The following is a 13,201-nucleotide window of genomic DNA, read 5'->3' on the forward strand; positions in this document are numbered from 1 at the left end:
CTCTGTCAGGAGCAGCCCATGCCCGACCTTACCGACTATGCCAAGAACCTGCTCGGCCGCGCCCTCTGCGGCCGGCTGCCGGCGCTGCCCGCGCAGGTCTTCCTGGCGCTTGGCACCGGCGGCAGCGACACCACCGGCCTGGTGGGGGAGCCGGCCGGCAGCGGCTACGCCCGCCAGCGCGTGAGCTTCAGCGGCACGGGCGCGCAGCTCAACGTCGATGCCATACGCTTCACCTTCACCGCCGCGGCCGGTACCCTGACCCATGCCGGGCTGTTCGACGCGGCGACCGGCGGCAACCCGCTGACCTGGGGGCCGCTCGCCCAGGCCGTGACGGTGGGCAGCGCCGGCACCGTCACGGTGAACCCGGGCAGCCTCGTCATCGCCCCGTCCTGAGGGTTGCGGGGGCGGCCGCCTGCCGCCCCCTCACCCACCCATCATCAGCCGCGGCAGGAAGGTGATGATCCCGGGGAAGGCGATGAACAGCGCCACGGTCGCGATGTCGGCCACCACGAAGGGCCAGACGCCCTTGAAGATCTCCTGCAGCGGGATGTCGGGCCTGACGCCGGCGACGACGAAGCAGTTGAGCCCGATCGGCGGCGTGATCAGGCCGATCTCGACCATCTTCACCAGGATGATGCCGAACCAGATCGGGTCGTAGCCGAGCGCCACCACCGCCGGGAACACCACCGGCAGGGTCAGCAGCAGCATGCCGATGCCGTTCATGAACATGCCGAGCACGACATAGACCGCGAGGATCATCAGCAGCGTCATCAGCGGCGACAGCGGCAGGCCGACGATCCATTCCGAGAAGGCGCCCGGCAGCCCGGCGAAGGCGAGGAAACGGACGAAGATCAGCACGCCCCAGATGATCGAGAAGATCATCACCGTGAGCTTCGCCGTCTCGAGCAGCGCCAGGCCGAGGTTCCGTGCGTTCATGCCGCCGCGCAGCAGCGCCATCACGAACACCACGAAGGCGCCGAGCGCCCCGACCTCGGTCGGCGTCGCCCAGCCGGTATACATCCCCCCCATCACGATCACGACCACCAGCACGATCGGCGAGATCAGGGGCAGCGCGCGCAGCCGCTCGTCCCAGCCGATGCCCGTGACCGGCAGGCCGAGCGAGGGGTTCATCCTGAAGCGCAGCAGCAGCAGCGCGGCGTAGATCACCGCCGAGATCACGCCGGGGATGAAGCCCGCGATCAGCAGCGCGCCGATGGACTGCTCGACGATGATGCCGTAGACGACGAGGATCGCGCTCGGCGGGATCAGTGAGGCCAGCGTCCCGCCCGCCGCCACCACGGCGGCGGCCAGCCGCGGGTGGTAGCGGTAGCGCAGCAGCTCCGGGATCGCGACGCGGGCGAACACCGCCGAGGTGGCGGTGGAGGCGCCCGAGACGGCGGCGAAGCCCGCGGTGGCGAAGACGGTGGCGATCGCGAGCCCCCCCGGCATCCAGCCCATCCAGGCGCGCGCGGCCTGGTAGGCGCCCTGGATGATGCCGGCGAAATGCGCGAGGAAGCCGATCAGGATGAACAGCGGCAGCACGCTGAGCGCGTAGGAGGTGGTCTGCTGGTGCGGGATGATGCCGGAGATGCCGGCGGCGACGTCCCAGTTGCGCAGCGCGGCGAGGCCGACCAGCCCGACCAGCCCGGCGGCGATGAAGATGCGCACCCCCAGCAGGATCATCACCGTCAGCGCGACGATGCCGATGATGCCGTAGGTGACCGGCTCGAATTCCATTCCCGCGGCTCCTCCGGCGGCTCAGTCCACCGCTTCCCGCGTCGGGTCGGGCGGCGTCGGCACCGCGATGCGCGGCAGCGCGGGGTCGGCGATCAGGCGCAAATAGGCGAGCATCTCGAGCGCGAGGCGCAGCCACAGCACGCCGAGCCCGACCGGCACCGCGAGCTTCGAGGGCCAGGTCGGCAGGCCGGTGTTCATGGTGGAATCGCCGATCTGCCAGGCGTTGAGGAAGTACTGCCAGGTGCCCGGCAGGATCAGCGTGACGAAGTAGAGGGCGAGGCCGGTCGCCAGCAGCTCCGCCACCCAGCGCCCGCGGCCGGAGAGGCGGCGCAGCAGCAGGTCCATGCGCACATGCGCGGCCTTGCGCCAGCAGTAGGAGACGCAGAGCACCGTGTAGGAGATCATGGTCAGCTCGACCATGTCGAGGTGCCCGTAGATCGGCGCGTTGAACACCCCGCGGCCGATGATCTCCAGCACGCCGGCGAACATCAGCACGAAGATGACCAGCCCCGCCAGGGCGGCGCAGGCGGTCTCCACCGCCAGCAGCGCGCGGTCGGCGAGGGCGAGCGCGCGGCCGCCGGCCCCCTCGGGCATCGGGTGGGAATGGCGCATGGCGTGCCGGTCCTCGCGCGGGCGCCGGGGCGGCGCCCGCCTCTCCGGGGCAGGGGCGGGTCCGCTACTGCCGCGCGGCGTATTCCCTGGCCCTGTTCAGCACCAGGTCGAGCAGTTCGCGCGCCGGCACGCCCTGCCGCTCGGCGTCGCGGACCCAATTGTCCCACACCGGCTGGCCGCCGATCTCCTGGATGCGCGCGAGCACCTCGGGCGAATAGCGGATCTCGCGCAGCCCCTGGGCGCGCCAGGCGGCGAGGTCGCGCTGCTCGGCGGCCTCCTGCGAGGCCTTCAGCGCCTCGAAGGCCTTCTCCTTCCCCTCCTCGATCAGCGCCTGGTACTGCGGCGGCAGGCGGTTGAAGGCGGTGAGGTTCACCACCGTCGGGCAGTTGTTCGCGCCCGGCGCCAGGTTGATCGTGTACCAGTTGGAGATCTCGTTGATGCGGTAGGCGGCGAAGGCGTAGGTGAAGGGGAAGGCGACGGCGTCCACGATGCCGCGCTCGAGCGCGTTGTACACCTCGGTCGCCTGCATGGTGGTCGGCACCGCGCCGAGCAGGCGCAGCGCCTCCCCGGTGCCGCCGAGGGCGCGGATGCGGCGGCCGCGGAAATCCTCCGGCCGCTCGATCGGACGGCCGCGGCCCATCAGCTCCGACTGCGGCTGCAGCGCCGACAGCACGAGGCCGGCGTTCCAGCGCCGGAATTCCTCGACGATGAAGGGGTGGCGATAGACCTCCATGTGCACCCGCCAGTGCACGTCCTTGTCGGCCAGCGGCAGGAAGGGCAGATCCAGCACGTTCAGCCCGGGGTTCTTGCCCGGGTGGTAGGAGGTGCAGATCGCCGCCATCTGGAAGGCGCCGAGCTTGATGTTGTCGAGGTTGTCCGGCCCGGCCGAGAGCGCGCCGCCGTAATGGAGGCGGATGGTGAAGCGCCCGCCCGTGCGCTCCTGCACGTGCTTGGCCAGCGCCTCGATCCCGGCGGTGAAGGGCCGGGGCGGTCCCCAGACGGAATAGTCCCAGCTCACGCGCGGGCCTTCCACCGTGGCCGGCTGCTGGGCGGCGGCCGGCACCGCCCAGGAGGCGCAGAGCGCGCCGGCCGCGAGCGCGGCGGGCAGGATCATCCGAAGGCGTGTCACGGTGCGGTTCCTCCCTGTTTGCCGTCCGGTGCGCCGCGGCGCCCGTCCGTTGCAGGCAGGATAGCAGGCCGTCAGGTCCAGGCAATGCGCCTCACGCGGCGCGCTGGCGCTCCGCCTCCTGCTGCAGCGCCGAAGGCAGCAGCTCCTTCAGCCGGTCGAGGTCGCGCTCGGCGCGGAGCGCGAGGAACAGCGGCACCCCGCCCTCGGTGTGGCCGATCGGCATCAGGGTCAGGCCGATGTCGGCATAGACGCGCTGCAGCTCCGGCCCCACGCGCCAGAAGGCGGGATCCACCCCCGCCTGCTCGCAGAGGTCGCGGAAGCGCCAGATGGCCGAGACGCGGTCGCGCGCCTCCCCCGCCGGATCGCCGAGGGCGAGCCACACCCCCTCGCGCCGGAGGAAGGCGACGCCCGCCCGCTCCCTCTCGCCGAACACCGCCCCGTCCGCATGGGAGGGCGCGAGCGCGCCGAGCGCGCGCAGGCGCGCCCGCGCCTCCGCGGTCCAGGGTAGGGCGACGATGCGCGCCGGCCGCAGCAGCCGCACCACGCCGACCAGCAGCAGCACCCCCGTCAGCGCCACGGTGAAGCGGAGCGAGTCCGGCGCGAGGGGGGAGAGGACCACGCCCCACCAGCTCCGGTCCGAGACCTTGCCGCCATAGGAGACGAGGGCAAGCGTGATGCCGCAGACCGCCACCGCCGCCAGCGGCACCAGCCCCTCGCCCGAGAGGGGCTCCCGCGTCAGCCGCGCGTCGCGGTAGAAGGCGTTGCGCAGCGAGCCGAGCAGCACGACGAGCAGCAGGAAGATCCCCCACAGCCACCACGCCTCCCCGCGCAGCCAGACGATCGCCGCGCCGTTCAGCAGCAGCAGCAGCGTCGCCCACCACGCCAGCGTCAGCCGCCGCATCAGCCCGTAGGCCATCAGCAGCAGCAGCGTGCCGACCACCGAGGCGGCGAAGTGGGAGGCGATGGCGGTGGTGTAGCCCGCCCATTCCTCCAGCACCGAGCCCCGCACCGGCAGCGAGCCGAGGAAGATCAGCAGCGCCCCGGCGAGCGCGACCAGGGAGGCGATGGCCGGCACCTCCAGCGGCGCCGCCCCCTGGGCGAAGGCGGTGAGCCGGCGCAGCGCGGCGCGGCGCTGGCCGAGCTCGAAGCTCGCGAACAGCGTGCCCGCGATGAACAGCGGGATGATGTAGTAGTAGAGGCGGAACACCAGGAGCGCCCCGATCACCTCCGGCGCCGAGAGATAGGGCTGCAGGCCGAGCAGGATGGCGCCGTCGAACACGCCGAGGCCGCCCGGCACGTGCGCCAGGATCCCGGCCGCGTAGGCGGCGAGGTAGATGCCGATGAAGCGGACATAGCTCAGCCCCTCGGCCGGCGGCAGCAGGGCGTAGAAGATCGCCCCCGTCACCGCCACATCCACGGTGGCGAGCAGGGTCTGCACCAGCGCCATGCGCAGCCCCGGCAGCTCGACCTCGTGGCCGAAGACGCGGATGTGGCGCACGAAGCGGCTGAGCAGGATGTAGCCGAGCAGCGCGCCCCAGATCGGGATCGCCAGGAGCTGCAGCGCCCAGCGCGGCACGTTCTCCCCGAACCAGGGCAGCACCTCGGGCTCCGCCACCAGCACGAGGCCGCCGAGGGCGAGGCCGCCGAGGGCGAAGGTGAGGCTGGTGAAGCCCACCACCTTGGCGATCTGGATCGGCGTGAGACCCCAGGCGGAGTACAGCCGGTAGCGCACCGCGGCCCCGGAGACGGCGGCGAAGCCGAGGTTGTGCGCCAGCGAGTAGCCGCAGAAGGAGGCGAACAGCGACCGCGCCCAGGACACGGGATGCCCGGCATAGACCGAGCCGAGCTTGTCGTAGACGGCGAGGACCAGGTAGGCGAGCACCGTCCAGCCGGCCGCGATCCACAGCGCCGATGCCGGAATGGCCGCCATCGCCTCCTGGATGTCGGCGAGCGAGAGGCCGCGGAACTCCCGCTGCACCACGTAGAGGGCGCCGACCAGGAGGGTGAGGCCGAAGACGGTCGGCCCGTGCCGGCGCAGCCAGGCCAGGCGTGTCGCCACTAGAGGGCGGCCTCGCGCGCCAGCGCGGCCTCGATCAGCCCGATCGTGCCGGGAATGCCGTAGAGGGCGACGAAGCCGCCGAAGCGCGGCCCCTCCTGCTGGCCGAGCAGCACCTGGTAGAGGCAGCCGAACCAGTCGCGCAGTCCGGGGAAGGGGTGGCGCTTGCCGACCTCGTAGAGCAGGGCCTGGATCTGCTCGGCATCGGCGTCGGCGGGCAGGGCGCGCAGGCCGTGCAGCAGGTCCTCGAGCGCGGCGCGCTCCACCGGCGTCGGGGCGCGGTGGCGCCTGCCGGGCTCGACGAAGTCGCGCCAGTAGGCGATGGCGTGCTCGACCAGCCGCGCCAGCATGGGCATCGCCTCGGGCGAGGCGCCGGGAACGTAGCGGCGCAGGAACCCCCACAGGATCTCGGGGTCCTCCGCGCCGGCGACGCTGGCGAGATTGAGCAGCATGGAGAAGGAGACGGGGCTGCCCGCCGCCTCCGGCGCCGCGCCGGCATGGATGTGCCAGGCGGGGTTGGCGGGCTCGGGCGCCTCGCGCAGCCTCTCGACATTGGCCAGGTACTCGTCCACCGCGCGGGGGATCACGTCGAAGTGGAGGCGCTTCGCCCGCTGCGGCGCCTGGTACATGAACTGCGCGAGGGATTCGGGCGGGGCGTAGCGCAGCCACTCCTCGATGGTCAGGCCGTTGCCCTTGGACTTGCTGATCTTCTGCCCGTGCTCGTCGAGGAACAGCTCGTAGGTGAAGCCCACGGGTGGCTCGCCCCCGAGGATGCGGCAGATGCGGGAGGAGAGCCGGACCGAATCGATCAGGTCCTTGCCCGACATCTCGTAATCCACGCCGAGCGCGTACCAGCGCAGCGCCCAGTCCGCCTTCCACTGCGCCTTGCAGTGGCCGCCGGTGATGCGGGTGCCGTGGCGCTTGCCCGTCGCCGGGTCCACCCAGACCAGCAGGTCCTCCTCCGGCCGCACCTCCTCCATCGGTACCTGCATCACCACCCCGGTCTCCGGGTGGATGGGCAGGAAGGGGGAGTAGGTGGCCCGCCGCTCCGGCCCGAGGGTGGGCAGGATCACCGCCCGCACCTCCTCGTGCAGCGCCGCCATGCGCCGGAGCGCCGCGTCGAACCGGCCGGAGCGGTAGTAGTCGGTGGAGGAGGCGAACTCGTAGTCGAAGCCGAAGGCGTCGAGGAAGGCCTTGAGGCGGGCGTTGTTGTGCGCCCCGAAGCTCTCATGCGTGCCGAAGGGGTCGGGGATGGCGGTCAGCGGCTTGCCGAGGTGCCGCGCCAGCATCTCCCTGTTCGGCACGTTGTCCGGCACCTTGCGCAGCCCGTCCATGTCGTCGCTGAAGGCGATGAGGCGGGAGGGCAGGCCGGTGAGGCGGGTGAAGGCGTTGCGCACCCAGGTGGTGCGCGCCACCTCGCCGAAGGTGCCGATATGCGGCAGGCCGGAGGGGCCGTAGCCGGTCTCGAACAGCGCCATCCCCTTGCCCGAGGCGGCGATGCGGTCGGCGACCTTGGCGGCCTCCTCGAAGGGCCAGGCCTTGACGGTGCGGAGGGAGGGATCGGCGGCGCTCATGCCGGGCAGATGGCAGGGGGTGGCGCCGGGGTCAACGCGCAAGCGGCGCCCCGCCGGGGGCGCCGCCCGCGCCGCAGGATCAGACCGTCCAGAGGAAGTCGGCCGTGCCCGCCGACATCAGCGCATGCGGCAGGCCGCCGAGCGGCACCCCCTCGAAGCTGGCGCTGGTCACGTAGAGGTTGCGGTCGGTGTCCTTCGTGCCGTGCCAGAGATCGTTGAGGAAGGTCACCGAAAGGGTGTGGGTCCCGCTCCCCCAGTCGCCGCGCACCGCGACCAGGTCGGACTGGCCGTCCTTGCGCAGGGCGGAGGCGGTCATCACGCCGCCGATCTGCGTCCCGTTCACCTTCACCGTGTACTGCGCATCGCCGAGATAGTGGTCCTGGGCGATGCCGAGCAGCAGCGTCCGGGACCCGGCGCCGATGGTGGCGGTGGGCGTGGCGCCCCCGGCGCCCTCGGTGAAGACGAAATTCTGCGTCCCCTCCCGCTCCAGCGCCAGGAACGCCCCGGGCACCGCGGCCCCGTTGTAGGTCGCGCCCTCCAGGTAGAGGTTGCGGTCCAGCGCGCGGCTGCCGCCCCAGGCGTCGTTGAGGAAGGTGATCCCGACCGTGTGGTTGCCCGGCCCCCAATCCCCCTTCACGGTCACCGTGTCGTGGGTGCCGGAGCCGCGCAGCGCCTGGGCGGTCAGCGTGCCGCCGATCTGCACCCCGTTCACCTTCACCGTGTACTGCGCATCGCCGAGGTAGTGGTCCTGNCCGTTGTAGGTCGCGCCCTCCAGGTAGAGGTTGCGGTCCAGCGCGCGGCTGCCGCCCCAGGCGTCGTTGAGGAAGGTCAGGGTCAGGGTATGGTCGCCGGCCGCCCAATCCCCCTTCACGGTCACCGTGTCGTAGGTGCCGGAGCCGCGCAGCGCCTGGGCGGTCAGCGTGCCGCCGATCTGCACCCCGTTCACCTTCACCGTGTACTGCGCATCGCCGAGGTAGTGGTCCTGGGTGATGCGCAGCACCAGCGCATCCGGCCCCGCCCCGACGGTGATGCCTCCCGCGGCGGGCGGCGGCGGGGGCGGCGGCGGAGAGGCGCCGTCGGTCAGGATGTCGCCCGGCTGCAGGGCGGCGACATGGGCGAGGAAGATGCCATCCCCCCAGCCGCCATAGGAGACGAGGGTGCCGGGCGTGCCGGCGCGCGTCGCGGCGGCGACGGAGACGGCGCCGCTCGTCACCCCCTCGATGCGGATGCGGTCGAGGCCGGAGGTGAAGTCCTCGATCCAGTCCTGGCCGTCGCCGAGGGCGAAGACGAAGAGGTCGGCGCCGGGCCCGCCGATCAGCACGTCGTTGCCGGTGCCGCCGCGCAGCGTGTCGTTGCCCGCCCCGCCATGCAGCGTGTCGTCGCCGCCGTGCCCCTCGATCAGGTCGTCGCCGCGCCAGCCGCGGAGCCGGTTGCCCGCGTCGTTGCCGATGATGGTGTCGTTGCCGTCCCCGCCCTCGGCGTTCTCGATGACGGTGCCGGCGGTGATGAGGACCGGGCGGTCGGCGATGCGGCTGGAGCTGCCGCCCGGCGTCAGGTCGATGCGCGAGGCGGTGGAGACGGCGGCGGCGTTCAGCACGTCCCGCCCGCCGCCGTCGGAAAGCGTGGCGCGCTCCGGCCAGAGATCCACCGAGCCGCGGTAGCGGTCGGTGTAGACGTGCACCGAATCCTGCGTGGCCGGCGCGCCGAACAGCGCGAGCGACCAGCCGAGCAGCTCGCCCGCCTGGCCGTTCGCCGCCTTGTCCTCGATGCGCAGCGTCCATTTCCCCTGCGCCGCCTCGCGCAGGAAATTCGTGCTGCCGAGGGTGAAGGTCAGCCGGTCGCCGGGCGCGTCGTAGCCGCCCTTGCCGACGCGGTCGAGCAGCACGCTCTCCGTGCCGCCGGGCGAGACCAGGGTGACGACGAGATCGCCCACCAGCCCGTGCCTGACGTCGAGATGCACCTCCGCCCGCTCGACCAGCATGGCCTTGGAGATGGTGACGCTCTCCTGCACCGGCGCGGCGTCGGCGCCGATGTAGCGGCCGGCGCCGCCGCCGGTCGCGAAGGCGGTGACGATGTTGGCCTCGGTCAGCGGCGCCGCGTGGTCCCAGGTCTCGGCCAGGCGCACCGCGGCGCGGGCGTCGAGCAGGCCGAAGCCGGCCTTCGGGCTGAACCGCACCCCGCCGCCGTTCCAGCCATAGCCGGCGTTCATGCTCCAGCCGCTGCCGGAATCGGTGAGCTGCGCCGACAGCGCCAGGATCTGCTGCACGTCGCGGTAGCCGAGGGTCGGGTTGGCCTCCAGCATCGCGGCGACGGCGCCGGAGACCAGCGGCGCCGCCCAGGAGGTGGCGGTGGCGGGAGCGACGACGGTCAGCGCCGCGCCGGGGTTGGAGAAGCCCTGCACGCGGGCCTGCTCGTCGGTGGCGCCGACGGTGATGGTGAAGCGGTTGTTCTGGTAGTTGTGGGTGTTGACGCTGTCGCCGTCGAAGCCGTTGTTGCCGGCCGAGCGGACGATGACGGTGCCGAGGCCGCCGCGCCCGTTGGCGGCGGCGTGCGCGATCGCCTCCCCGTGGTTGGCGTAGGTGGCGCCCAGGAAGTTGTCGCGGAAGAAATCGCCCGAATAGCTCCAGGAATTGTGCGAGATGTCCACCTGCCACTGGCGCTGCAGCAGGTCGAGCTCCTGCGCCGGCGTGCGCAGGGCGCGCGTGTCCATGCGGAAGCCGGTGATGGTCGCCCCCGGCGCGGCGCCGACGCCGCCGATGCCGTTGTTCGCCTCCGCCGCCAGGATCAGCGCCACCTGCGTGCCGTGCTGGTCGCCGCCGATGTTGAGCGCGTCGGCATCCTTGTCGAGCGCGTCCCAGTCGGCGGCGGTGTCGTAGCGCCCGATCAGCTCCGGCTGGAGGTAGTTCACGCCGGTGTCCACGATGCCGATGCGCACGCCGCGGCCGATGTAGTCGTCGAAGACGGCGGTGAGCCGGACGCCGTTCGGCCCGAGCTGCCACTGCGCCGGGAATTCAGGATCGTTGAAGCTGGCCATCGGGGAACCTCAGCGGGCGGGGACCTGCCGGCGGCAGGCGCGTCTTGCATCTTGGGGGATAACATGCGGCCCGAAGCCCCCTCGATGAAAAGATCTTGGGCGGAGCGCCTGCCCGGCCGGAAAGCCTGCGGCGTCCCCCCGCGCCGCGCACGACCGGGCGTTGGCCCGCCCTCTGCCGGCGCAACCGGCACCCCCGCCCGTTCGCTATGTCACGGGACGGAGGGGCGGGGCATGCGCCCCGCCGGCGCGCAGCCTCCGTCCCGCATGAAACGGAGGAAAGGTTCGCGCAATGCCCGCGAAATCTAAGAAGCAGCAGATGGCCGCCGGCGCGGCGCTGGCCGCCAAGCGTGGCGAGCGGCCGGCATCGAGCCTCAAGGGCGCGTCGAAGGAGATGGCGCGCTCGATGAGCGAGAAGGAGCTGCGGGAGATGGCGCACGCGAAGCGCAAGACGCTGCCGGAGCGGAGCGGCGGCTGACGCCGCGGAAGGGCGCCGCCGCGCGGCGGCGCCCGGCCTGCCTCAGCGACCGAAGAAGTGGTTGTAGGCGAGCGCAGCGCTCACCTCGTAGCGCAGATAGAAGCCGGTCACGCGCCGACACCAGGCGCGCTGGCTGTCGCAGACCTTCTTGAAGAACGGCCCCGCGGTCGGCGAAGAGGTGTCCCCCTCCATGCGCTCGATCACCCGGTCCCAGGCGGCGAGCTGGGCCTCGAGCAGCGGGCGGGGCGTGGTGCGCACCTGGACGCCCTGCTGCACCATCTCCTGCAGGTCACGCGAGAAGCGGTCCTGCTGCTTCCAGGACATGTCGGCAGAGGCGGCCTCGGCGGCGTGGCGCAGCACGAGCTGCAGCTCGCGCGGCAGCGCCTCGAAGCGCTGCCGGTTGAACAGGCACTCGAAGCACTCGGTGCGCTGGTGGTAGCTCTGCAGCATGTAGTTCCGCGCCACGTCGGGGAAGCCGAGGATGCGGTCGGAGGTCGGGTTGCTCCACTCCGCCGCGTCGATCACCCCCCGCTCCAGCGCCGGCAGGATCTCGGCGCCGGGCACCGAGACCACGGCGGAGCCGAGCTCGGCGAAGAGATCGGCGGCGAGGCCGACGGTGCGGTACTTCAGGCCGCGGAACTGCTCCACCCGCTCGATCGGCTGGCGGAACCAGCCGAGCGGCTGGGTCGGGATCGGGCCGCTGAGGAAGCCGACGGCGTTGATGCGCAGGATGTCGTGCATCAGCTCGCGGTACAGCGCCTCGCCGCCGCCGTAGTAGAACCAGCCGAGGAGCTGGTTGGCGTCGCCGAACCAGGGCGGCGCGGTGCCGAACAGGCTGAACGCCTTGTTCTTCCCGAACCAGTAGGCGCAGACGCCGTGCCCGCCGTCGAGCGCGCCGGAGGAGATGGCGTCGAGGAGCTGGAAAGCGCCGACCACGGCGCCGGCCGGCAGCAGCTCGAGCCGCAGCCTCCCCGCGGCGAGGGCGTTGACGCGCTCCACGTAGTCGCGCGCGAATTCCTGGGTGATGTCGCGCTGCGGCCAGGTGGACTGGAAGCGCATGACGGTGGTCTGGGCGCGGCTGACATTGGGCCTCGCCAGCGCGGCGGCGCCAACGGCGCCGGCCGCCGCCGCCTTCAGCATGCCGCGCCGACCGGCCGATCCGGTTGCCTCTCCTGACATGGTATTCCCTCCCGTGCGGCCGGCGGAGCCGGGGACCGGGCGCGCGGCCGGGGAAAGGCTATGCGCGGGAGCGGTACCGCCGCAACAATCGCGGCGGAGCAGGCGGGCGGGTCAGACCTTCTCGACCTGGCCGTATTCCAGCTCCACCGGGGTGGAGCGGCCGAAGATGGAGACGCTGACCTTCACCCGGCCCTTCTCCTCGTCCACCTCCTCCACCACGCCGTTGAAGCTGGTGAAGGGGCCGTCGGCGACGCGCACCTGCTCGCCCACCTCGAAGGTGATGGAGGGACGCTTCGGCTTGTCCACCCCCTCCTGCACCTGGCGGACGATGCGCTGCGCCTCGGCCTCGGAGATCGGGCTCGGCCGGTTGCGGGTGCCGAGGAAGCCGGTGACCTTGGGCGTGTCCTTCACCAGGTGCCAGGCGTCGTCGGTCATTTCCATCTTCACCAGCACGTAGCCGGGGAAGAATTTGCGCTCGGCGTTCACCTTCTGGCCGCGGCGGACCTCCACCACCTCCTCGGAGGGGACAAGGATCTCCTCGAACTTGTCGGCCAGGCCCTTCTGCGCCGCCTGCTCGCGGATCTGCTGCGCGATCTTCTTCTCGAAGCCGGAATAGACGTGCACCACGTACCACTTCTTCTCGGCCATGCTCCGGACCTCCCTCAGCCCAGCCCGAACAGGCCACGCATGGCGAGCCCGATGAGCTGGTCCACGATCAGGAAGAACAGCGCGGCGAGCGCGGACAGCGCGAGCACCAGCCCGGTGGTGATCAGCGTCTCCTTGCGCGTGGGCCAGGTGACCTTCGCCACCTCGGACCGCACCTCCCGGACGTACTGCGCGGGATCCAGCTTGGCCAACTCGGCTTCCTTCAACGCTCACGGGGCGGCGCCGGCCCAGGACTTCCCGCCTGGTCGGCGTCGCCCGCACAGGGTGTTGCGACGATCGGGCGGACCTGGCAGGGGCGGAGGGTCTCGAACCCCCAACCTCCGGTTTTGGAGACCGGCGCTCTAGCCAATTGAGCTACGCCCCTCCGCCGCCTCCGGCAAGGCGCGCCATAGCGGAGGCCGCCCGGACTGTCCAGACGCGCCGCCCGGGCCGGCGCGCTTGCAGCGGCGGCCGGAATGTGTTCTCTTTTTGTTCCGAAACGACGGAGAACACCAGGATGGGTGCCACCACGGCCAGCCCCGCCCCGACACCACCCCCTCCGCCTCCGCTGGCGGCACCGCCGGAGGGCGCCGCCGCGGCGTGGAGCCCCGCCGTCCCCTCCCCGGTGACGGAGGAGCTGCTCGCCACGCTCGGCGCCCGCGGGGCCGCCACCTGGGCGCCGGTGCTGCGGGCGGCCTGCGCCCGGCACGGACTCGACACGCCGCTCCGTCTCGCCGCCTTCCTCGCCAACGTGCTGCAC

The 13,201-nt window shown here is 72.0% G+C and carries 11 protein-coding genes, 1 tRNA gene and 1 pseudogene; 3 read left to right on the forward strand and 10 right to left on the reverse strand.

The features are described 5' to 3' along the window. Positions 1 to 18: 18 nt before the first annotated feature. On the forward strand, positions 19 to 393 hold the full coding sequence (locus tag ET526_RS15735; RefSeq protein WP_135468720.1) for a phage tail fiber protein: 375 nt from the start codon (positions 19 to 21) through the stop codon (positions 391 to 393). Between the two features lie 30 nt (positions 394 to 423). Here ET526_RS15735 and ET526_RS15740 read toward each other — a convergent pair whose 3' ends face one another. The 6 genes from ET526_RS15740 to ET526_RS15765 form a co-directional block, all read right to left on the reverse strand. Then, positions 424 to 1,737: a TRAP transporter large permease gene (locus ET526_RS15740; RefSeq protein ID WP_135468724.1), complete on the reverse strand. Its 1,314-nt coding sequence runs from the start codon at positions 1,735 to 1,737 to the stop codon at positions 424 to 426. 21 nt (positions 1,738 to 1,758) lie between these two features. Next, positions 1,759 to 2,349, reverse strand: a complete 591-nt coding sequence (locus ET526_RS15745) for a TRAP transporter small permease subunit (protein ID WP_135468726.1) — start codon at positions 2,347 to 2,349, stop codon at positions 1,759 to 1,761. Positions 2,350 to 2,413: 64 nt separating this feature from the next. Further along, positions 2,414 to 3,478, reverse strand: coding sequence for a TRAP transporter substrate-binding protein DctP (dctP, locus tag ET526_RS15750; RefSeq protein WP_135468729.1), 1,065 nt, complete (start codon positions 3,476 to 3,478; stop codon positions 2,414 to 2,416). A gap of 91 nt (positions 3,479 to 3,569) precedes the next feature. Further along, positions 3,570 to 5,537, reverse strand: a complete 1,968-nt coding sequence (locus ET526_RS15755; RefSeq protein ID WP_135468731.1) for a phosphatidylglycerol lysyltransferase domain-containing protein — start codon at positions 5,535 to 5,537, stop codon at positions 3,570 to 3,572. Continuing rightward, positions 5,537 to 7,108, reverse strand: a complete 1,572-nt coding sequence (locus tag ET526_RS15760; protein ID WP_135468755.1) for a lysine--tRNA ligase — start codon at positions 7,106 to 7,108, stop codon at positions 5,537 to 5,539. The genes ET526_RS15755 and ET526_RS15760 overlap by 1 nt, the downstream gene beginning before the upstream one ends. A gap of 79 nt (positions 7,109 to 7,187) precedes the next feature. After that, positions 7,188 to 10,142, reverse strand: coding sequence for a carbohydrate-binding domain-containing protein (locus ET526_RS15765; RefSeq protein WP_135468734.1), 2,955 nt, complete (start codon positions 10,140 to 10,142; stop codon positions 7,188 to 7,190). Positions 10,143 to 10,431: 289 nt separating this feature from the next. On the opposite strand from ET526_RS15765, the gene ET526_RS15770 reads away from it, so the two are divergent. Further along, positions 10,432 to 10,617, forward strand: coding sequence for a DUF3008 family protein (locus ET526_RS15770; protein ID WP_135468736.1), 186 nt, complete (start codon positions 10,432 to 10,434; stop codon positions 10,615 to 10,617). Positions 10,618 to 10,659: 42 nt separating this feature from the next. Here the strand turns inward: ET526_RS15770 and ET526_RS15775 are convergent, their stop codons facing one another. The 4 genes from ET526_RS15775 to ET526_RS15790 all read right to left on the reverse strand — a co-directional run bounded on the left by ET526_RS15775 (position 10,660) and on the right by ET526_RS15790 (position 12,826). Continuing rightward, positions 10,660 to 11,796 (reverse strand): TRAP transporter substrate-binding protein, encoded by a 1,137-nt coding sequence (locus tag ET526_RS15775; protein WP_135468738.1) that lies wholly within the window; start codon positions 11,794 to 11,796, stop codon positions 10,660 to 10,662. Positions 11,797 to 11,907: 111 nt separating this feature from the next. Further along, positions 11,908 to 12,444 carry a transcription termination/antitermination protein NusG gene (nusG, locus tag ET526_RS15780; protein WP_135468740.1) on the reverse strand — a complete coding sequence of 179 codons (537 nt, stop codon included), beginning with the start codon at positions 12,442 to 12,444 and terminating at the stop codon, positions 11,908 to 11,910. A gap of 14 nt (positions 12,445 to 12,458) precedes the next feature. Beyond that, a complete protein-coding gene (gene secE / locus ET526_RS15785; protein ID WP_135468743.1) occupies positions 12,459 to 12,653 on the reverse strand; it encodes a preprotein translocase subunit SecE in 195 nt (64 codons plus the stop codon). A 96-nt stretch (positions 12,654 to 12,749) separates the two neighbouring features. Then, positions 12,750 to 12,826: transfer RNA gene (locus ET526_RS15790), tRNA-Trp, on the reverse strand. Between the two features lie 132 nt (positions 12,827 to 12,958). On the opposite strand from ET526_RS15790, the pseudogene ET526_RS15795 reads away from it, so the two are divergent. Then, positions 12,959 to 13,201, forward strand: a pseudogene (locus tag ET526_RS15795) (hypothetical protein); the annotation flags it as partial.

The sequence above is a fragment of the Crenalkalicoccus roseus genome (assembly GCF_004761865.1).
Lineage (GTDB): Bacteria > Pseudomonadota > Alphaproteobacteria > Acetobacterales > Acetobacteraceae > Crenalkalicoccus > Crenalkalicoccus roseus.

Bases quoted from the DNA above. Each gene is read 5' to 3' on its own strand.
- ET526_RS15735 (WP_135468720.1), top strand. From the start codon at position 19: ATGCCCGACCTTACCGACTATGCCAAGAACCTGCTCGGCCGCGCCCTC.
- ET526_RS15740 (WP_135468724.1), bottom strand. From the start codon at position 1,737: ATGGAATTCGAGCCGGTCACCTACGGCATCATCGGCATCGTCGCGCTG.
- ET526_RS15745 (WP_135468726.1), bottom strand. From the start codon at position 2,349: ATGCGCCATTCCCACCCGATGCCCGAGGGGGCCGGCGGCCGCGCGCTC.
- ET526_RS15760 (WP_135468755.1), bottom strand. From the start codon at position 7,108: ATGAGCGCCGCCGATCCCTCCCTCCGCACCGTCAAGGCCTGGCCCTTC.
- ET526_RS15770 (WP_135468736.1), top strand. From the start codon at position 10,432: ATGCCCGCGAAATCTAAGAAGCAGCAGATGGCCGCCGGCGCGGCGCTG.
- ET526_RS15775 (WP_135468738.1), bottom strand. From the start codon at position 11,796: ATGTCAGGAGAGGCAACCGGATCGGCCGGTCGGCGCGGCATGCTGAAG.
- nusG (WP_135468740.1), bottom strand. From the start codon at position 12,444: ATGGCCGAGAAGAAGTGGTACGTGGTGCACGTCTATTCCGGCTTCGAG.